Annotated in this window: 21 protein-coding genes; 7 read left to right on the plus strand and 14 right to left on the minus strand. The window is 61.3% G+C overall.

The window, feature by feature from the left end:
* Positions 1–67 precede the first annotated feature (67 nt).
* Complete coding sequence (ppk1, locus tag Q3Y53_RS01935) at positions 68–2,206, minus strand: polyphosphate kinase 1 (protein WP_303532239.1); 2,139 nt, start codon at positions 2,204–2,206, stop codon at positions 68–70.
* Between the two features lie 45 nt (positions 2,207–2,251).
* A complete protein-coding gene (locus Q3Y53_RS01940) occupies positions 2,252–3,541 on the minus strand; it encodes an MFS transporter (RefSeq protein ID WP_303532241.1) in 1,290 nt (429 codons plus the stop codon).
* Between Q3Y53_RS01940 and Q3Y53_RS01945 the strand changes: the two genes are divergently transcribed.
* On the plus strand, positions 3,540–4,007 hold the full coding sequence (locus Q3Y53_RS01945; RefSeq protein WP_226424675.1) for a GNAT family N-acetyltransferase: 468 nt from the start codon (positions 3,540–3,542) through the stop codon (positions 4,005–4,007). The two genes, Q3Y53_RS01940 and Q3Y53_RS01945, sit on opposite strands and share 2 nt — an antisense overlap.
* Here Q3Y53_RS01945 and Q3Y53_RS01950 read toward each other — a convergent pair.
* Both Q3Y53_RS01950 and Q3Y53_RS01955 read right to left on the minus strand, forming a co-directional pair.
* Positions 3,968–5,038 (minus strand): anthranilate phosphoribosyltransferase family protein, encoded by a 1,071-nt coding sequence (locus Q3Y53_RS01950; RefSeq protein ID WP_303532244.1) that lies wholly within the window; start codon positions 5,036–5,038, stop codon positions 3,968–3,970. The genes Q3Y53_RS01945 and Q3Y53_RS01950 overlap by 40 nt on opposite strands.
* A 72-nt stretch (positions 5,039–5,110) precedes the next feature.
* Positions 5,111–5,281, minus strand: coding sequence for a cyanate hydratase (locus tag Q3Y53_RS01955; protein ID WP_226424673.1), 171 nt, complete (start codon positions 5,279–5,281; stop codon positions 5,111–5,113).
* Between the two features lie 195 nt (positions 5,282–5,476).
* Here Q3Y53_RS01955 and cynS point away from each other — a divergent pair, with 195 nt between their 5' ends.
* Positions 5,477–5,962: a cyanase gene (gene cynS, locus Q3Y53_RS01960; protein ID WP_226424672.1), complete on the plus strand. Its 486-nt coding sequence runs from the start codon at positions 5,477–5,479 to the stop codon at positions 5,960–5,962.
* 53 nt (positions 5,963–6,015) lie between these two features.
* Here the strand turns inward: cynS and Q3Y53_RS01965 are convergent, their stop codons facing one another.
* The 5 genes from Q3Y53_RS01965 to Q3Y53_RS01985 all read right to left on the minus strand — a co-directional run bounded on the left by Q3Y53_RS01965 (position 6,016) and on the right by Q3Y53_RS01985 (position 9,956).
* On the minus strand, positions 6,016–6,738 hold the full coding sequence (locus Q3Y53_RS01965; RefSeq protein ID WP_226425024.1) for a HEAT repeat domain-containing protein: 723 nt from the start codon (positions 6,736–6,738) through the stop codon (positions 6,016–6,018).
* 7 nt (positions 6,739–6,745) lie between these two features.
* Positions 6,746–7,633, minus strand: coding sequence for a formate/nitrite transporter family protein (locus Q3Y53_RS01970; protein WP_115081352.1), 888 nt, complete (start codon positions 7,631–7,633; stop codon positions 6,746–6,748).
* Between the two features lie 35 nt (positions 7,634–7,668).
* A complete protein-coding gene (locus Q3Y53_RS01975) occupies positions 7,669–7,845 on the minus strand; it encodes a ferredoxin--nitrite reductase (RefSeq protein WP_226424670.1) in 177 nt (58 codons plus the stop codon).
* 27 nt (positions 7,846–7,872) lie between these two features.
* Complete coding sequence (locus Q3Y53_RS01980; RefSeq protein WP_226424669.1) at positions 7,873–9,414, minus strand: ferredoxin--nitrite reductase; 1,542 nt, start codon at positions 9,412–9,414, stop codon at positions 7,873–7,875.
* Positions 9,415–9,671: 257 nt separating this feature from the next.
* Complete coding sequence (locus Q3Y53_RS01985) at positions 9,672–9,956, minus strand: hypothetical protein (RefSeq protein ID WP_303532257.1); 285 nt, start codon at positions 9,954–9,956, stop codon at positions 9,672–9,674.
* Between the two features lie 27 nt (positions 9,957–9,983).
* Between Q3Y53_RS01985 and Q3Y53_RS01990 the strand changes: the two genes are divergently transcribed.
* Together Q3Y53_RS01990 and cobA are read left to right on the plus strand one after the other, a co-directional pair.
* Positions 9,984–10,646 (plus strand): DNA mismatch repair protein MutS, encoded by a 663-nt coding sequence (locus Q3Y53_RS01990; protein ID WP_303532259.1) that lies wholly within the window; start codon positions 9,984–9,986, stop codon positions 10,644–10,646.
* The gene (gene cobA, locus Q3Y53_RS01995; RefSeq protein WP_303532261.1) at positions 10,643–11,431 is read left to right on the plus strand and encodes a uroporphyrinogen-III C-methyltransferase; all 789 of its coding nucleotides are present in this window, start codon (positions 10,643–10,645) and stop codon (positions 11,429–11,431) included. The genes Q3Y53_RS01990 and cobA overlap by 4 nt, the downstream gene beginning before the upstream one ends.
* Positions 11,432–11,442: 11 nt before the next feature.
* On the opposite strand, the gene moaB is transcribed toward cobA, so the two are convergent.
* The gene (moaB, locus tag Q3Y53_RS02000; RefSeq protein ID WP_226424665.1) at positions 11,443–11,940 is read right to left on the minus strand and encodes a molybdenum cofactor biosynthesis protein B; all 498 of its coding nucleotides are present in this window, start codon (positions 11,938–11,940) and stop codon (positions 11,443–11,445) included.
* A 45-nt stretch (positions 11,941–11,985) separates the two neighbouring features.
* On the opposite strand from moaB, the gene Q3Y53_RS02005 reads away from it, so the two are divergent.
* Together Q3Y53_RS02005 and Q3Y53_RS02010 are read left to right on the plus strand one after the other, a co-directional pair.
* Positions 11,986–12,222, plus strand: coding sequence for a MoaD/ThiS family protein (locus Q3Y53_RS02005; protein WP_226424664.1), 237 nt, complete (start codon positions 11,986–11,988; stop codon positions 12,220–12,222).
* Positions 12,223–12,225: 3 nt separating this feature from the next.
* A complete protein-coding gene (locus tag Q3Y53_RS02010) occupies positions 12,226–12,654 on the plus strand; it encodes a molybdenum cofactor biosynthesis protein MoaE (protein WP_226424663.1) in 429 nt (142 codons plus the stop codon).
* On the opposite strand, the gene Q3Y53_RS02015 is transcribed toward Q3Y53_RS02010, so the two are convergent.
* The gene (locus Q3Y53_RS02015) at positions 12,618–13,481 is read right to left on the minus strand and encodes an NAD-dependent epimerase/dehydratase family protein (RefSeq protein WP_303532265.1); all 864 of its coding nucleotides are present in this window, start codon (positions 13,479–13,481) and stop codon (positions 12,618–12,620) included. The two genes, Q3Y53_RS02010 and Q3Y53_RS02015, sit on opposite strands and share 37 nt — an antisense overlap.
* 59 nt (positions 13,482–13,540) lie before the next feature.
* Here Q3Y53_RS02015 and Q3Y53_RS02020 point away from each other — a divergent pair, with 59 nt between their 5' ends.
* Positions 13,541–14,338 carry a hypothetical protein gene (locus Q3Y53_RS02020; RefSeq protein ID WP_303532268.1) on the plus strand — a complete coding sequence of 266 codons (798 nt, stop codon included), beginning with the start codon at positions 13,541–13,543 and terminating at the stop codon, positions 14,336–14,338.
* On the opposite strand, the gene Q3Y53_RS02025 is transcribed toward Q3Y53_RS02020, so the two are convergent.
* The 3 genes from Q3Y53_RS02025 to Q3Y53_RS02035 are packed head-to-tail and all read right to left on the minus strand — an operon-like array spanning position 14,335 to position 16,740.
* Complete coding sequence (locus Q3Y53_RS02025; protein ID WP_303532271.1) at positions 14,335–15,585, minus strand: molybdopterin molybdotransferase MoeA; 1,251 nt, start codon at positions 15,583–15,585, stop codon at positions 14,335–14,337. The two genes, Q3Y53_RS02020 and Q3Y53_RS02025, sit on opposite strands and share 4 nt — an antisense overlap.
* Positions 15,569–16,045, minus strand: a complete 477-nt coding sequence (moaC, locus tag Q3Y53_RS02030; RefSeq protein ID WP_303532274.1) for a cyclic pyranopterin monophosphate synthase MoaC — start codon at positions 16,043–16,045, stop codon at positions 15,569–15,571. Before moaC ends, Q3Y53_RS02025 begins: the two co-directional genes overlap by 17 nt.
* Complete coding sequence (locus Q3Y53_RS02035) at positions 16,042–16,740, minus strand: carbonic anhydrase (RefSeq protein ID WP_303532277.1); 699 nt, start codon at positions 16,738–16,740, stop codon at positions 16,042–16,044. The genes moaC and Q3Y53_RS02035 overlap by 4 nt, the downstream gene beginning before the upstream one ends.
* Positions 16,741–16,754 lie beyond the last annotated feature (14 nt).

The following is a 16,754-nucleotide window of genomic DNA, read 5'->3' on the forward strand; positions in this document are numbered from 1 at the left end:
GTTTGTTTTTGAAGCAATGTTGTGTATCGGACGTCACAGACGCATTCACTTCTCAAAATCAAAAGAATCACAAGGATTGGATGCCGTTGCTCCATTCCTTGACCAATTGCATCTGGGAATTACGTTCTGAGTCACCATTTTCCGGTTTGCGCTGCACAAATGTGCCGTCGCTCTCCATGTCCCAGGCTCCCTGGTTGTCATTGAAGTACAGCTGCAGCAGGCGTTCTAGTTTCTGGCGATGTTCTGGATGTTCGATCGGTGTGACCGCTTCAATGCGGCGGTCGAGGTTGCGGCTCATCCAGTCGGCACTACCGATGTAAACCTCCGGAGCGCCGCCGTTGGCGAACGAGAAGATTCTCGAGTGTTCCAGGAATGGGCCGATGATGCTGATCACCCGAATGTTTTCACTCAGTCCTTCGCGACCGGGATAGAGGCTGCACATGCCGCGAATGATCAATTCGATCCTGACTCCGGCTTGGGACGCTTCATAAAGAAGCGCAATGATCGTTGGGTCCACCAGGGAGTTCATTTTTGCTCGGATTACGGCCTCTTGGCCCTGCTGGGCATGTTCAATTTCGCGGCGGATCAACAGTTCCATGCCTTTCCGCAGGGTGACGGGGGCCACGAGCAGGCGACGAAAACTTTGCTGCTTGGAAAAACCGGTGAGGTAATTGAACAGTTCCACCAGGTCTTGCCCCAGTTCCTGGTTGGCTGTGAGCAGGCCCAGGTCGGTGTAGAGCTTGGAGGTTTTGGAGTTGTAGTTGCCCGTTCCGATGTGCGCATAGCTCTGAAGCTTCTCCTTTTCCTTGCGCACCACCAGAACAATCTTGGTGTGGGTTTTTAGCCCGAGCACCCCGTAAACAACATGAACCCCGGACTGCTCCAGGTGCCGGGCCCATTGGATGTTGTTGTCTTCGTCAAATCGCGCTTTCAATTCCACAAGGGCCATCACCTGCTTGCCGTTTTCGGCGGCTCGGATTAGTGCAGCGATGATCGGGGAATCTTTTGACGTGCGGTAGAGCGTCATCTTGATGCCCATCACCTGGGGATCGTCCGCTGCCTGGTTGATGAACTCTTCGACGGTTGTCGAGAACAGTTCGTAGGGATGGTGCAGAAGGATGTCCTGACGGCGAATCACCGAAAAAATGGATTCGAATTCATCCGGCTTGATCGCTCCTTCTTCCACCAGGTGTTGCTGACTGCGGGCAAGCAACGTTGGTGTCTGGCCCCCGTGGCTTCGGCTCTTGAGGTTCGGTAGCGGTAGTGAAGTCAGGCTGAGCAGGTCGTCCAGCCCCAGGGGGCCATCGATGACATAGAGGTCTTCCACTTCAACGCTGAGTCCCGTCATCAGCATCTCCACCACGTCCTGAGGCATCTCGTTGGGAACTTCGAGGCGCACCACCTCTCCGCCCATTCGTCGTTTTCGCAGCCCTTGTTCCAAGGCCAGCATCAGGTCATCAGCTTCCAGATCCCTCAGTTCCAGATCTGCATCCCTGGTCACTCGGAAGAAGTAGTGCCCTTCGATTGTCATGCCAGGGAACAGCTCCTTCAGGTTGAAGGCGATCACCTGTTCGAGAGCAATGGCAGTGTGAACGGGTTTGTGCTCCTGGCCGCTCAGGTCTGACGGGATGGCGATGAAGCGAGGAAGATTTTTCTGGGGAACTTTGACCCGTGCAAATTGTCGTTGTCCTGTTTCTGGATCAACAACCACGGCGGCAACGTTCAGGCTCAGGTTGCTGACGAAGGGGAACGGATGGGCGGGGTCCACAGCCAGGGGTGTGAGCACCGGAAACACCGACGTCTGGAAGGTGTTATCAACCCACTGGCGTTGGTCGTCGTTGAGCTGTTTGTAATCGAGTAGCTCAACCTTGTGCTCGAGCAGCTTCGGCCTCAGATGTTGGCGGTAATGCACCTGTTGCTCTCGCAGCAGGGGAATCAGTCGCTCTCGGATCGCCAGCAGTTGCTCCAGGGGTGACTTCCCGTCCTCACTCGGTTTGCTGACGCCCGCCTCCACCTGAGACTTCAGTGACGCCACGCGAACCATGAAGAATTCGTCGAGGTTGTTGCTGAAGATGGCGCTGAACTTGGCTTGATCGAGCAGAGGTGTGCGCGGATCCAGGGCCTGGGCCAGCACCCTCTCGTTGAAGGCTATCCAGCTCAGCTCCCGGTTGATGTAGTGCTCCGGGGCTAATGCTGCTGCGCACATGGGCTGAACGTCTCGGCGCTGGTGTCGTTAGCCGAAACGTAGCAATCAGGACTGGCTTGGTTGTGTGTCGGAGATGTCCGGCAGAGGGCTGCCGGCCACTAGGCCGATCACGATCACCAACACGGTTGCCGCTGCGGCAAAGGGGCTCACTGGACCCAGAAGGTCGTAGCTCAATCCCGCCAAGGGTGGACCGAGAAAACTGCCCAAACTCTGCAGGGCCTGAAGGCTGCCGAGGGCGCTGCCTTGCCCCTCCCGACCTAGGCGCCGTGACACCAGGCTGCGCAGGCTTGGTGTGACCAGGCCGGTGCCCAGGGCCAGGATGCCGACGGCTGTGAAGATCGCGCCGGCCCGATCGGATGCACCGACGCTCGGGATCAGCAGGCATCCAATGATCACCAGGCCCAGGCCCAGCAAGGTCAGACGCCATTCACCAAACCGTTTCACCAGGGGCCCGATTAGCCCTCCTTGGACCACGGTGGCGACGACCCCCACGACAAGGAACGCTGTGGTGGCCAGTTCAGGGCCCCAGCCGAAGCGTTGCTTGAAATAGAGCACCAGGATGGCGGTGAACCCGTTGAAGGCCAGAAAGAACAGGAAAAAGGCTCCGCACAGTCGCCCCACGCTGGGGTTCATCAGCACCTGGCTGAGTCGTGCAAAAGGATTTAGGTCGCGTTTTCTGGGCAGGCTTTTGCGCGAGTCCTGAGGATGGGTTTCCGGCAGCAGATTGAGCACCACCAAGAGGTTGAGAGCAGCGAAGCCTGTGGCCACCCAAACGGGAAGGGACACCGCCACCTGGGCCAGTTGCCCGCCAACGAAGGGCCCAAGGATGAACCCCAAGCCAAAGGCCACGCCGATCAAGCCGAAGGCACGGGCCCGCTTGTCGGGAGGAGTGATGTCCGCCAGCACGGCGCTGGCCGTCGCTGCCGTACCGCCACTGATGCCGTCAATGATCCGAGCTGCGAACAGCAGCAACAGGGGAAGCAGGCTTTGGCTGGGCCAAGGCAGTGAAACCGTCACTGCAAACAGGCCGAGTCCCACCACGGATCCTGCGACGCAGATGCTGATCACGGGGCGGCGGCCGTACCGATCACTCAGCGCGCCGATCAATGGGGTGACCAGGAACTGAGCGAGGGCATAGCTTCCCGCCAACAAACCCAGGGTTCGTCCGTCTGGGGCGAACTGGGCGAGGAGAAAGGGCAACAGCGGAAAAACAATGCTTTCGCTGAGCCGGTCGTTAAGCAGCGTGAGAAACGCGCTGAGCAGTGTGGGAATCCGAGGACGCTGCAAGCTTGCTGCCACGCAGGAGAGACTCACATTCCAACAGGCGGCTGCCATGGCTTTGCGTCCGATTGCTCCGGAGGATCAACCGCTGTTGCGGGAGATCTATGCCGATGCGATCGAATCGCAGGCTCCCCTCCTTTATTCAGATGAACAAGTCAGGGCTTGGGCGGCCCTGGCTTGGTTGCCTGGCGTGCTCGACGCGAGTTTTCGGGAAGGCTCGGGATGGCTCACCACCGATGGTTCAGCGTTTGCGATCCGCCATCCCGAAGATCGTTTGTCGCTGCTCTATTGCCGTGGTTGTGCGTCGAGGCGGGGGCATGGCAGTGCGCTTCTGAACCGGATTGAGGCGGATGCGCTGGCGTCCGGCGTCCGGCATCTGCGAACGGAGGCCAGCCAGTTCAGCCGACCGTTGCTGGAGCGACGTGGCTGGTGTGTGGAAACGCCGGAGACGATCCTGATTGGAGGCGTTCCGTTCGAGCGCTATCGGATGGTCAAGCTGCTCCGCCAAGCGCAGAGTTGATCGAGCATGGCTTGGGCCTGGCCCGTTTGCAGAGCAGACGCTGCCCGTTGAATGCCTTGTTCCAGGGATTCACAGCAGCCGGAGAACCACAGATAGGCGCCGGCGTTCCAGCGCACGGCGTCGCAAAGAGGGCCTTTGTGCTGCAGTGCGTTTCGCGCCTGATCGGCCCAGGTGTTGTCGTCAGTCCATTCCACATCGGCGTCGTGACAGCCATGGTCCCGGGGGTGCAGGATCAATCGTTCCGCTTCGCCGTTCCGCACCCGGGCCGTGATGCAGGCCCTGCCGATGGGCAGGTCGGTTCCTCCTTCCAACCCTTTCACGGTGAGGACATCGGTTTCTCCGGCTTGCTTCAGGGCTTCCCAGGCGCGGGCTTCTGTTGGTGGGTGGACAAAGCCACTCACGAGAAGATGGTCGCCTTGATGGGGTGTCCAGAGGAGTTCCAGGCTGGCAACCGGGGGACGCTTGCCCAGTTCCTCGCGGTAGCCGATCAGGGTTTCCGCGATGGAGAAGTGATCCGGTTGGTGGATTAGGGCGAAGCCGTTCTGCTGGAACCCCTCTGCAACGGCGCTGATCGGCAGACCTGTGAGGTCGAGATTGAGAAGGCGGAACAGGTCAATAGCGGTGACGCCGTATTTGATCGGCATCCGGTCACCGCCCTGCAGAACCACCGGCTGACCACAGGCCAGCAGCACCAGCGCGGTGAGCGGGTATATCGGCGCTGTGCGCGTGCGCCCGTCATAGGGCATGCCGAAACAGAGCGGTGTTCGACTGCCAGCGGTGGATTGCAGCACCGGTCCGTGGGTTCGGTAGGTGTCGAGCATCCCCGTGAGTTCCTGGGGCTCGGGTCGTCGGATGCGATGGGCAATCAGGAAGGCGCCGATCTGTGCGGGCGTCGCTTCGCCCTGCAGCATCAGCTCCATGGCATCAGCCGCTTCCTCGCGACTCATCCCTTTGCTGGTGTGTTCGCCGCTTCCCACCTTGCGCAGGTGCTGCTTGAAGCGGTCGCGGCCGGAGAGAACTGCGCTCGTCAAAGGTCCGGCCTCAAGCTGTGGCCAGTCTTCAGGAGCGACTCACCCGGCAGGGGTAGCAATTGCTACGAAAGCTCAGGGCCTGCTCAGCCGTGATAACCCTTCGAAGCTGCCATGACGTGGATGCTCAGGGTGGTGGCGTCCTTCGGCGTAATAGAGCCGTTCCAGGATCAGTTGGGGCGCTGTTATTGGAGGAAGGAATTGCGCCTGAAGCAGGGTTGCCATGGATTGGAAAAATTGGCTCATTTCAAATTTCTTCTCTAACTAATTTGACCCGCATCATGGGTCTGTTTGCTGTGCTTGTTGCTTCAAAATAGGCTGTTGTTTTGTAGCTGATGCTTCATTGTTAAGCCTGCGTTTGCGCAACAGTTTCTTTGCTGCTGAGACGTTCCAGCTTGGAACGCTGTTTTTGAAGCGGCCATAACAACTTTTCGTTCAATCATGACTGTTTCAGCTGTTCCTTCGACCCCGTCGTTGTCAGCTCCTTCTCAGGAGACCGTCACCGCGACCTTGATGGCCGCCAAGAAAGCCAAGGGAATGAGCTTTGCCGATCTGGAGTCGGCCATGGGCCTCGATGAGGTCTGGATTGCTTCCTTGTTCTATGGACAAGCCACGGCCTCCAAGGAAGAGGCTGAAAAGCTGGCTGAGCTGCTCTCCCTTGATCCGGCCATCACCGCCGCTTTGCAGGAGTTCCCCACCAAGGGAAGCCTCGATCCTGTGATTCCCACTGATCCCTTGATCTATCGCTTCTACGAGATCATGCAGGTCTATGGAATGCCTCTGAAAGATGTTATTCAGGAACATTTTGGTGACGGCATCATGAGCGCGATCGACTTCACGCTTGATGTCGACAAAGTGGAGGATCCTAAGGGTGATCGCGTCAAAATCACCATGTGCGGCAAGTTCCTGCCTTACAAAAAGTGGTGAACAACCAAATGCCTTGATTGAGGGCATCATGGCCCCGCAACAGCGGGGCCTTTTTATTGGCGGAACTGTTGGCTTAGTTGGGTGCTGGCCATCTTGCGTCGATTTTCGTCATTCAGGTCCTGGCTCAACTCCAGAAGACAACGCTGACTGGCAGGTGTGGCGATACAACCGAGCGCGCGGAACGCGGCCTCGGCAACAGGCAGTGAACCGTTGCGACACAGGTCTGCCAGCTTTTCGCTGATCAACGCGCCATCGCGGCGTTGCAGAACCCGAATGGCCGCCACAACGACTGGATCGCGAAAATCATTCAACACCTCTTGGCAGAACTGCAGCAGTTCATCGTCGTCAAGGCAGTGGGACCGGAAGCTGAGCAGTTGCAGGCCGGCCAGTCGGTGCAGTTGGCCTGGGTGATGCAGGCAATTCACCACCACGGATTGCGGAACTTCGGCGCCCCAGCAAGCCAGAGCCTGAACCACCATCAGATTGGCGTCCTCATCGTCCGAAGTTTGCTCGAGTTGAGCCAACAACCAATCTCGGGCCTCACTCTGGTGGCATAGCCCTGCTGCCATCACTAAATCGGGCAGAACCCCATGGCTAGCGAGGAGTTCTTGAATCACGGGCCAGCCGCGCTCGGCTTGCATCCCCAGTTTTTCGCAGAGGGCTCGTCGCAGATCAACAGAAAGGCTGGGGGAGTAGACCTCCCCCAGCCAAGAAGGCTCCAATGGAGCGCGTCGTGATCGGGCGAGCCGTTCCCAGAGAACGGCTTCCTCGTTCATGGATGGATCAGCGGGCACCCAATTCAGCAGCGAGCTCACGCTCCAGCTTTTCATCGTGCTCGGTCGGCAGCACGTTCTCCATCGGAGTGCGGTGGGTGCTGTAAAAGAGCATGCCGATGAACACCATGCCGCCAACGATGTTGCCGAGGGTGACAGGCAGGAAGTTCCAGAAGATCACCTTGGTGAAGGGGACGCCTGAACCGAGGATCGGGCCGGCGGTGTGCAGGAACTGGTTCACCACGATGTGCTCCATGCCCATCGATTGGAAGGCGGTGATCGGAAGCCAGCAGGCCAGGATCTTGCCGGGAACGCTCTTGCTCACCAGAGCCATGGTCACGCCCAGGCAAACCAACCAGTTGGCCACCAGTCCGCGCAGGAAGGCGAGGAAGAAGCCCATGCTTCCCAGGGCCTCGTACTTCTTCTCAACGTTGATTTGATTGAGGGCCATGATCTTCTGAGCCACGGCATCCCAGATCGGTGGGCCGACGTTGTCAGCAGCGCCGTCCATAGTGCCGCTGGTAAGGCTGATGGCCATGATCACGGCCACAACGGCGGTGCCGATCCAGTTGCCGATCCACACCCAGACCCAGTTGCGGAAGGTGGCACCCCAGGTGCTTTTGCCAGCCCAGGTGGCCATCGGCAGCAGAGCGAAGTTGCCGGTTACCAGCTCCATGCCGAACAGCACGATGCTGGCGAAGCCGAAGGGGAAGAGCAGTGAGCCCACGAAGGGGGCTTTGACGGTGATGCCCACGGTGAGGGCCAGGATCACTGCCAGGCCGAGAATGGCTCCGGAGTAAAAGCCACGGATCAGCAGGTTTTTCACGCTGACCGTTGATTTTTTGCCGCCGGCGGCAATCATGCCGTCGACAAGCTCATTGGGGAGGACGTAGTCCATCGGATGAGATTGAGAGTTGGACGAAGGTTTTGATGTCAACCGCTGATGCGGTTCATCAGGCGGGAGAACAGATCAGGGCTGCCGCCCTGACGGTTGATGGCGGCTCCGTCGCGACCACTGGCGCTGAGCCAGTTGACGAAACGAGAGAACACGTCGTTGCGGTTGGCCATGACGGTGAGGGGGGTGGTCGATGCGGGGAGCCGTGACTTCAAAAGGAAGCGTCACGGCGACCGCAGCGATCAGGCCTTCGGGGTGGCCCCGAACTTGTCGATCAAGACCTCTTTGAGAGCGGCTTTGATCTCATCGGCAGGGATGGCTTTGCGGTGGATTTCGCCGATGCTCGGGTTGGCACCTTGGGACCCACCGATGGTCATCGTGTAGCCCTCGCCCATCACGCCTTCACTGTTTTTGGCCTTGGTGCCGGTGAGGCCGATGGCACCCATGTAGGCCTGGCCGCAGGTGTTGGGGCAGCCGGTCCAGTGGATCTTCAGCTCCTCAGGAAGATTGAGCTCTTGGTCGAGTTGCTTGGCCGCTTCCAGGGCTTGGTCCTTGGTGTTGGTGAGGGCAAAACCGCAGTAAGTGTTGCCGGTGCAGGACACCGTTCCTGCGGAGATGTGACCGGGCTCCAGTGGGAAGCGCTGCACCAGGGCATCAGCCTTTAAAGCCTCGAGCTTGTCGTTGGGAAGCCCCACGAGGATGACGTTCTGGTCTTCCGTGAGACGCACTTCCCCACTGCCGTAATTGAGGCTGGTGGTTGCGAGATCCTGCAGATCCTGGGCGGTCAGGCGACCAACAGGAACGTGAAGACCTGCGTAGGAGAGCCCTTCCTGTTTCTGGGGATGGAAGCCGTAGTGGGAGCGGGGCGTGGTGTTGAACACGGACCCAGGATCGGGGGTCAACGGACCGAAGAGTTCTTCAACCTGGCTGCGGAACACGTCGTGGCCCACTTGATCCAGGTAGAGGCGGAAGCGGCCTTTGGGGCGCTTGTCGCGCTCACCGTTGTCCCGCCAGAGCCGGATCACGGCGTCGGTCATCTTGCAGATTTCGTCTGGTTTCACCCAGGCGTTCAGGGGAACGGCATAGGCGTTCATCTGCGATGACAGAACACCGCCGATCCACACACCAAACCCCATCAACCCATCGCGTTCCACGGGATGAAAAACGATGTCGTTGTGGAGCAGGAAGTTGTCCTTCGCGCCGGCAACGGCGGTGTTCCATTTGCGGGGCAGGTTGGAATACTCCGGGTTGCCCTGGCAGTTGTTGGTGAGGAAGTTCTGCAGCTCGGTGGTGTAATGCCGCGTGTCGACGATCTCGTTGGGATCGATGCCGGCGATGGGGTTTCCGGTGACGTTGCGAGGGTTGTCGAAGCCGGATTGGATCGTGCTTAGGCCGGCTTCCTTCAGCCGCTTGAGGATTTCGGGTAGGTCGCCCAGCAGCACGCCGCGCAGTTGCAGGTTCTGACGCGTCGTGATGTCACAGCTGCCGTTTTCGCCGTAGCGCTCAACGATGGAGCCAACCACCCGTAGCTGATCGGCCGAGAGCACGCCATTGGGCACCCGCAGCCGGAGCATGAACTTGCCTGGCGTTTTCGGGCGCCAGAACATGCCATACCACTTCAAACGCAGCTGAAGGTCGGTTTCATCCACCTGCTCCCAGCCAAGCTCGGCGAATTTTTCGATTTCGCTGCCGACCAACAGGCCATCTTTGGCCGCCTTGTTCTGCTCGATCTTGTTGAGCTTCTTGCCATCCAGGTAAGGCCTGGAGGGAGAGCTAATGGTCATAAGTCGATTAACGAGTGGGCGGATTGATTGCTCAAAGATGAGGCGCGAATCAATCGAGATGGCCCGAAGACCGACAACGCTTCAAAACGAAGGGGAGCGTTGGGTTGACTGAATAAACACTGCGACGGCAGCCCTGGTCCGTAACAAAGAAAACACTTTTGGTGTTGATCGATGTCAGGGCTTTGTTCTGTCTGATTTGTAATGCCGGCTACATCTGGGGGTTCCCGTGAGGCCGTAAAAGGCAGCCTGCTTCGGCCTCAGTATTGGCGTCCGATTTCGCCAACCATGCGCACCGCTCCGGCCCGGAGCATCTGCCAAACGCGCTTCATCGCAGCGAAGTCTTGGTCGAGCTCGGAGGGTCCAGCGGGGCTGTCGAAGCGTCGGTCATACCGGTCATAACGGGTCTCCCTGGGCTCGTATCCCCGGCTGTACCGGTCGTCTCGGACGTCGTACCGGTCGTACCGCTCAATGCGTCCGTGCAGCGGCTCCCGGTAGGAGCGGCTGTCCAATGGGGCACGATCAAAACTACGGCGGGGTGCCATGACTCATCCAACGTTCACAACGAACCGATGACATCAGCTGGTGCGGTCATCGATCCGTGGCCATTGCTACGGAATGACGCTTCCGATGGGCGGCGGCATGGGTTGCATTTGGTGGTGCATGGCCGCAGTGGCGGCATCGTTCCGGACTGTTTGGCCTCCCTGCCCGATCTCCTGGCCCCGCGGCGATCAGCGCCTGTGCAGCTGGAGGTGTTAACGGCTGAACAACCCGTGTCGGCGCTTCCCCAATCTTCTTGGCTTGTTCCGTTGCTGCTATTGCCTGGGGCGCATGCCCGAACGGACGTGCCGGCGATTCGGAACAGGCTTCGTGGAGCCGGAGCCAGTGTGCGTTTGCTTCCCTTTCTGGGCTCTTGGATCATCTGGTGGAACGCTGTGCTTGCAGCACTTCCGGCGTCTGATCGCGCTGATGCCGTGCTGGTGCACCACCCCCTGCGCCCGGGAGTGGCGGATCGCTTCCTCGCGATGCTGGCGTCTCGCCTGGGCTTGCCATTGGTTGCCTTTGACGCGTGGCCCGAGTTCCAGCAGCGCCACCCCAGGGCCCGGCCACTTCCATTAACCCTCGCGCCGAACCGCATGACGGAGGCGTTGAGCGAAGCTGGTGGATTGCCTCCTCTCCTGGAGCATCCCCCCACCCGTCAGGCCCTGATCGATCTGCTTGTTTCCCTGCCGTGACCACCGCTGAACAAACCGGAACCGTTTATCTGGTGGGAGCCGGTCCCGGCGATCCCGAATTGCTCACGCTGAAGGCGCATCGTCTGCTGAGCCAGTGCGATGCCCTGGTGTACGACTCGCTGGTGCCCGAGGAAGTGCTGGATCTTGTGCCGGCAGCCTGCGAACGCCGTTTTGTTGGCAAGCGTCGTGGACATCATTCGGTGCCACAACCAAGCACCAATGCCGTGCTCGTTGAAATGGCTCAGAAGCACAGCACGGTGGTGCGCTTGAAGGGGGGTGATCCCTTCCTCTTCGGCCGTGGAGGCGAAGAGGCGGCTTACCTGGCGGAGCGGAACATCCCTGTTCAGGTAGTGCCTGGCGTCACCGCTGGCATTGCCGCCCCTGCCTACGCCGGAATTCCCGTCACCCACCGGCGGGCGGGGTCATCGGTGACCTTCGTCACCGGACACGAGGAAATCGACAAGCGCCGTCCTTCCGTGGATTGGCGTGCCCTGGCCGCGGCCAGTGACGGATTGGTGATCTACATGGGGCTGCACAACCTGCCCCGGATCGCAGAGGAACTGATGGCGGGCGGTTTGGCTGCGACAACCCCTGTGGCGGTGATCCAGCAGGGCACGGTGGCGGGGCAACGCTGCCTCAAGGCAACCCTGGTTGACGTTGCCGATCAATGCCGAGCCGAAGCCTTCAAGTCACCCTCGATTGTTGTGGTGGGAGAGGTGATTGATCAGCAGGTTGAAGCCTGCATGCCCACGCCGGCAGCGGTCACGATGCCGATTCCGTTCTGACCATCCCCGCTTTATTCCTTCAAGCGAGCCCGGAGCTGGGCCAGGTTGCAAGGTTGGGTGTCGGCATCGAGTTGAGCACGGATGAGTCGGTCCCAAGCCGTGGTCACCGCATCCAGAGATCCCGGCAGCACAAACACAAAGGTGCCGTTGGCCACGCCGGCAAGGCAGCGGCTTTGCAGGGTGCTGGTGCCGATGCTCTCGAAGGAGAGCACGCGGAACAGTTCCCCGAATCCTTCGATTCTTTTGTCCAGCAGTGGTGCCACCGCTTCGGGGGTTCCATCTCGGCCGGTGAGACCGGTGCCTCCGCTGGTGATCACCACATCAACCGCAGGATCGGCGATCCAGCGGCTCAGTTCACGGCGGATTTGATAGCGATCATCCGGGCAGAGTTGTCGCTCGTGAAGCCGATGGTCGGCGGCTTCAAGGCTGCGCTGCAGCTGATCTCCGCTGCTGTCGTCCGCCAAAGTGCGTGTGTCGGAGATGGTGAGCAGGGCGATGGACAGGCCCATGGCACAGCGGCGGAGCCTTCGGACGCTAGAACCGCTCCAGCTGCCATGGACGTGGTGCTGAAGGTGCTGCTGTTCGCTTCCCTGCGCGAACGCGCCGGTTGGTCCGAGCGTTTCCTCCCGTTCACGCCAGGGGTCTCGACGGCCCGTGAGGTCTGGAATCAGTTGGATCTTGGCCCGCTCGAGTGCATCAGCATTGCCGTGAATCAGGAGTTGGTTGGTGCGAATCAGCCGTTGCAGGCCGGAGATGAGCTGGCCTTTCTTCCACCGTTCACAGGGGGTTGAAGCGTGACCGGTTGCCGTGTGGAGGTGTGCCCGGATCCCTTTGATCCTTGGCAGCAGCTTGCGCTTTGGAGTGGGGCTGCGGCGGCTGCGGCGATCTTCATTGGTCGGGTGCGTCCCACCACGATGGATGGCCGGCCTCTGGAGGCGCTGGAGCTGGAGCACTTCCCCGGCCTCTGCGAACGTCAGATCACGGCCATGGCACAGGGTCTGCAGCAGGAGCACCGGGCGGGGCCAATTTTGGTGTTGCATCGGGTGGGCCGACTCCTCCCTGGTGAGCCGATCGTGCTGGTGGCGGTGCAGGCCGATCGTCGTGGGGCGGCGCAGCGCTGCTCGGCCGCGTTGTTGGAGCAACTCAAGCACCAGGCCCCGTTTTGGAAGCGGGAGTGGTGCGCTGGTCAGGGCACCTGGCTGGCGGCGAACACGCCGCTCTGATCAAGGCTCGGGTGCTGCAGTTGGTAGCCCAACTGTTTGAGCCGGGTGTTGCGAATCCGCCGGCCCCCTGAACCCGGTTCGTCCTGCCCAAGCCAGCGCACGGGGGCCAGACCCTGGCGCTGCAGGCTGCGACCCACCAAATCACGCAGCCGAATTGGCTCGTCGTTGACCACATTCACTACGCCGGTCCATTCGGCATCGAGTGCTGCCTCCAGGGCACCGGCGGCATCCGCCACATGCAGCCAGTTGCTGTAAGTCGCTCCGCTTCCAGGGCGTTCCAGTCCGGCGAGCCCACGCAGGCGTCGCTCGAGATCGCGGCCAGGGCCATACAGCGCCCCAAGGCGCAGGATGCACACCCGCCGGTTGCCGATGCCCTTGAGCAGTTGTTCGCCTTCCAGCAGAACATCGCCATGGCCCCGACCTGGCTCGGGTGGCGTTTGCTCATCCACCCAGTTCCCCTCGGCATCGCCGTACACCGAGCAACTGCCCGTGTAGACGATCTGCCGCAGTTCCGGCAGTTGTGGCAACAGCGACGTCAGGCAGCGGAAGCTGTCGACGAAGGTGTGGCGGTAGCCGTTGGCATCCACCTGGCGATCTCCCTTGGGCCCGAGGCAGAACACGGCGCTGTTGCTTTGTCTCAGGGCGTCCAACAGCTGGGTGGGGTCAGTGGCATCGCAGATCTGCACCCGGTCCGCCAGGGGATTGAGTTGCTCCAGCCGTTCGCTGCTTGTGGTGGTCAGCGTCAGCTTCAGCTGGGGCCGTCTCGGTTGCAGCCGCTCCGCCAGGGCGAGCCCCACATAGCCGCAGCCAACGATCGTCAGGTCCATGGCGGGGATGGCTGTTGGCGCGACCCTAAGGAGATCGACCGTTCCATGCCGTCACTGACATGACCGATCAATGGACCCTCAACCGCCGCAATTTCGCCGGTCATTGGCAGGGCTGTGGCCATTGGTTTGAGAGGGATGGCAGCGGTCGGTTGGATCTCCAGCGTCCGACCCGTCGGATCCACCCCACCACCTACGTGATTTCCTTTTCCGATGACGACCACGGGGTGTGGGATGGTTCGGGTTTGGCCTTTGCTCCCGGGGGGCAGGCCACCTATCCCATCAGTCGAGCCACCTACAACGCTGGTGGAGGCTGCTGGCAGTTTCCCGGGGCAGGAGGTCAGTCCAGCCTGGGGCTTGATCCCGATCGTCCCCGCTTCGGCCATGAGATCAACCTGTTCTGCGGTCGTTCCCGCTCGATGCTGGTGCTGCTCTGGGAACCGCTTGACGGCGGCTGGCGTTTGCAGCGTGTTGGGGCGGTGGGTTTCCGTTGCTTGAACAGCACCGATCGCGAACCCGACCGTCCCGCATGCGGGACACCCGAGGCCCTGCTGGCGCCGCTGCAGGGATGGAGCGGTGAGCGGCAGATGCTCAGGCCGCAGGCGGGGGTGAACGGCCAGGCTGAGGACGCCACTCCGCTGGTGTTCGATCCAAGCCAGCTGTTGCACAACGACTGCTCAGCTGTGATGCCCGACGGCTTGGTGTTCTCGGTGCCCAGTGAGCTCCCCAGTGAGCCCTTCAGCCTCGAGATCGGTGGCCGTCTCGGCGCTGCCCTGTTTCAGCAGATCAGCATCCATTTCGATTCATCGGGCCAGCTCATGGCCTGGGAGCGCCACTGCTTTCAGCCTGATCCGGCTTAGAAAATCCGCTGACGAATCACCTGGGCCCAGAGACGGGTGCCGCTTTCGAGCGGGCCGGCTTCCGCTGGTAGTTCCAGCAGCAGATCGGCGTGTTGCAGGGAACCGATCCGGGACGAGGCCTGCGAGCCATCCACCCGTGCCAGCAGCGTTCCTGCGGCGTTGGTGTCGAGGCGGGCCCGTGCCAGTTCCGGTCGTCCCGGTCGGCGGGACAACGGGTCGGCGAGTTCCACCATCACCCGGGGGAACAGCTCCGGTTCGCTTTGCCCTTCCAGGACCTGCAGGGCGGGCCAGAGCAGTTGCAGGGCAGTGACCGCCGCCGCCACGGGATTGCCCGGCAGTCCGAAAAATGGCACGCCCTCACCGATGATGCCGAAGGCGAAGGGGCGACCTGGGCGCAGAAATAGTTTCCAGAAGTCCACGGCACCCAGCTCCGCCACCAGCGGTCGGATCCAATCGGTGTCGCCGGCGGAGACGCCGCCGGTGCTCACCACCACATCGCAGTCATGGGCCAGATCAAGGAGGGCCTGCCGCAGTGCGTCGGGTTGATCGGCCACCACCCTTCGCTGGGTCACCGATTGCCCGAGGGCCCGGAGCATCGTCTCCAGAAGCGTGCCGTTGCTCTCCCAGATGGCACCGGGGTGCCGCGCTGTTCCGGGCGGTACTAGTTCGTCTCCGCTGATCAGCAGCCCGATGCGGGGTTGCTGCGCAACGGTTAGGTCGGCGATGCCGCAGCCAGCGAGGCGTGCGAGATCGGCGGCACCCAGGCGTTCTCCAGCGGCCAGTAGCAGGTCCCCCGGCTGGCATTCCTCATCCTCGGGGCGAATCCACGGACGATCCGATGCCTCTTCCGTCAGTTGGAGGCTGGTGCCTTCCACGGTGATGAGCTCTTGGGGCAGCACCCAGCCGGCACCGTCTGGAAGTGGAGCGCCGGTGAGGATTCGAATCGCATCGCCGTTGTCCAGGGTCCCGTTGAAGGGCTGGCCAGCGGCGGAACGTCCCTTCAGCTGCCAGGTCTCCCCAAGTTTGGGCTGGTGGCTTTGCCCGAGGGCGTAGCCGTCCATGATTGAGGCTCGGAATCCCGGAACGGCCGCACTGGCCAGCACAGCTGCTGTGCTCACCCGGCCGAGGGCCTGCTGCAGGGGCACCGTGCTGCTGGTAGTGATCGGCTGGAGCGCCGTCAGAACCCGTTGACGTGCCTCGCCCAGGGGGAGCCCTTCGCGTCCGTAGGGCTCAGCGTTTCCAGACACCGTTCCGCCCTCCTTCTTTGAACTCCAGCTGGATCGCCTCGATCGTCATGGCTGGATCGACCGCTTTGAGCATGTCGTAAAGGGTCAGCAACCCCACGGACACCGCCGTCATCGCTTCCATTTCCACCCCGGTCTGGCCTGTGGTACGGCAACGGCAGTGGACGACCAGGCCAGGCAGGGAGGCGTCGGCGTCGATCGTCACATCCATGCCACTGAGTGGCAGGGGATGGCAAAGGGGAATCAGCTCCCAGGTGTGTTTGGCCGCCTGAATCGCCGCCACCCGGGCGACTGCGAGAAGATCTCCTTTTGGTGTCTCGCCCCGCTGGATCATGCTGAGGGTTGAGGCTTCCATGCGAATGGCCCCTCGTGCATGGGCCTCGCGGTTGGTGGCCGGACGGTCCCCCACGTCCACCATGTGAACCTCGCCTTGCTGGTTCAGATGACTCAGGTTTTGCGTCATTCGATCAAGGTGACAACACCGCTGCTGAGTTGGAAATAACCCACCACCAGTTTCAGCGCACCGCTGGCTTTGGCATCGGCCAGAACGGCGCTGCGTTGAATCAACGTGGAGGCGCTGGCGAGGGCATTGCGCTTCACGGCTTCCTCGAGATCGCTGCTGCCGTTGATGTTCTTCCGGATGGGTTGGATCAGACGGTCCAGTGAAGGGGTCAGCGGATTGGCGTCCATCGCCGCCGTGACGGCTCCGCAGCCGCTGTGTCCCATCACCATCAGCAGTGGCGTCTTGAGAACGCTGACGCCGTACTCCACCGACGCCATCGCTTCATCGAAGGCGCTGTTGCCGGCATTGCGGATCACGAACAGCTCGCCAGGGGTGGTGTCGAACACCCAGCTCGGCGACACCCGTGAATCAGAGCAGGTGAGCACGGTGGCCCAGGGATGTTGGCTGGTGGCCAAAGCCTTGGGTGAGTTGAAGCAGCGCGGGTCCGGATCCGCCGTTCGGTGCGTCGTTCCTTCGTCTTGCTCAGCCTGGCGCCAGGCCTCGGCGAACCGGCGGTTCCCCGCTATCAGGGCCTGGAGTGGATCATTCGGGGTGCAGAACCGCTCCTCTGCTGCCTCAACGGGGCGCGCTTGCATCAGGGCGGCCAAAGCCAGACCGCCCGTTCGCTGGAGGAAGTGACGGCGCTGAATCCCCATGCCGCCACCTTATT

This window comes from Synechococcus sp. YX-04-1, assembly GCF_030546365.1.
Lineage (GTDB): Bacteria > Cyanobacteriota > Cyanobacteriia > PCC-6307 > Cyanobiaceae > Parasynechococcus.

What these genes read in the sequence shown, in the direction of transcription:
- ppk1 (WP_303532239.1), bottom strand. Translation starts at nt 2,206, where the DNA reads ATGTGCGCAGCAGCATTAGCCCCGGAGCACTACATCAACCGGGAGCTG.
- Q3Y53_RS01945 (WP_226424675.1), top strand. Translation starts at nt 3,540, where the DNA reads ATGGCTTTGCGTCCGATTGCTCCGGAGGATCAACCGCTGTTGCGGGAG.
- Q3Y53_RS01940 (WP_303532241.1), bottom strand. Translation starts at nt 3,541, where the DNA reads ATGGCAGCCGCCTGTTGGAATGTGAGTCTCTCCTGCGTGGCAGCAAGC.
- Q3Y53_RS01955 (WP_226424673.1), bottom strand. Translation starts at nt 5,281, where the DNA reads ATGAGCCAATTTTTCCAATCCATGGCAACCCTGCTTCAGGCGCAATTC.
- cynS (WP_226424672.1), top strand. Translation starts at nt 5,477, where the DNA reads ATGACTGTTTCAGCTGTTCCTTCGACCCCGTCGTTGTCAGCTCCTTCT.
- Q3Y53_RS01965 (WP_226425024.1), bottom strand. Translation starts at nt 6,738, where the DNA reads ATGAACGAGGAAGCCGTTCTCTGGGAACGGCTCGCCCGATCACGACGC.
- Q3Y53_RS01970 (WP_115081352.1), bottom strand. Translation starts at nt 7,633, where the DNA reads ATGGACTACGTCCTCCCCAATGAGCTTGTCGACGGCATGATTGCCGCC.
- Q3Y53_RS01980 (WP_226424669.1), bottom strand. Translation starts at nt 9,414, where the DNA reads ATGACCATTAGCTCTCCCTCCAGGCCTTACCTGGATGGCAAGAAGCTC.
- Q3Y53_RS01985 (WP_303532257.1), bottom strand. Translation starts at nt 9,956, where the DNA reads ATGGCACCCCGCCGTAGTTTTGATCGTGCCCCATTGGACAGCCGCTCC.
- Q3Y53_RS01990 (WP_303532259.1), top strand. Translation starts at nt 9,984, where the DNA reads ATGACATCAGCTGGTGCGGTCATCGATCCGTGGCCATTGCTACGGAAT.
- moaB (WP_226424665.1), bottom strand. Translation starts at nt 11,940, where the DNA reads ATGGGCCTGTCCATCGCCCTGCTCACCATCTCCGACACACGCACTTTG.
- Q3Y53_RS02005 (WP_226424664.1), top strand. Translation starts at nt 11,986, where the DNA reads ATGGACGTGGTGCTGAAGGTGCTGCTGTTCGCTTCCCTGCGCGAACGC.
- Q3Y53_RS02015 (WP_303532265.1), bottom strand. Translation starts at nt 13,481, where the DNA reads ATGGACCTGACGATCGTTGGCTGCGGCTATGTGGGGCTCGCCCTGGCG.
- Q3Y53_RS02020 (WP_303532268.1), top strand. Translation starts at nt 13,541, where the DNA reads ATGACCGATCAATGGACCCTCAACCGCCGCAATTTCGCCGGTCATTGG.
- moaC (WP_303532274.1), bottom strand. Translation starts at nt 16,045, where the DNA reads ATGACGCAAAACCTGAGTCATCTGAACCAGCAAGGCGAGGTTCACATG.
- Q3Y53_RS02035 (WP_303532277.1), bottom strand. Translation starts at nt 16,740, where the DNA reads ATGGGGATTCAGCGCCGTCACTTCCTCCAGCGAACGGGCGGTCTGGCT.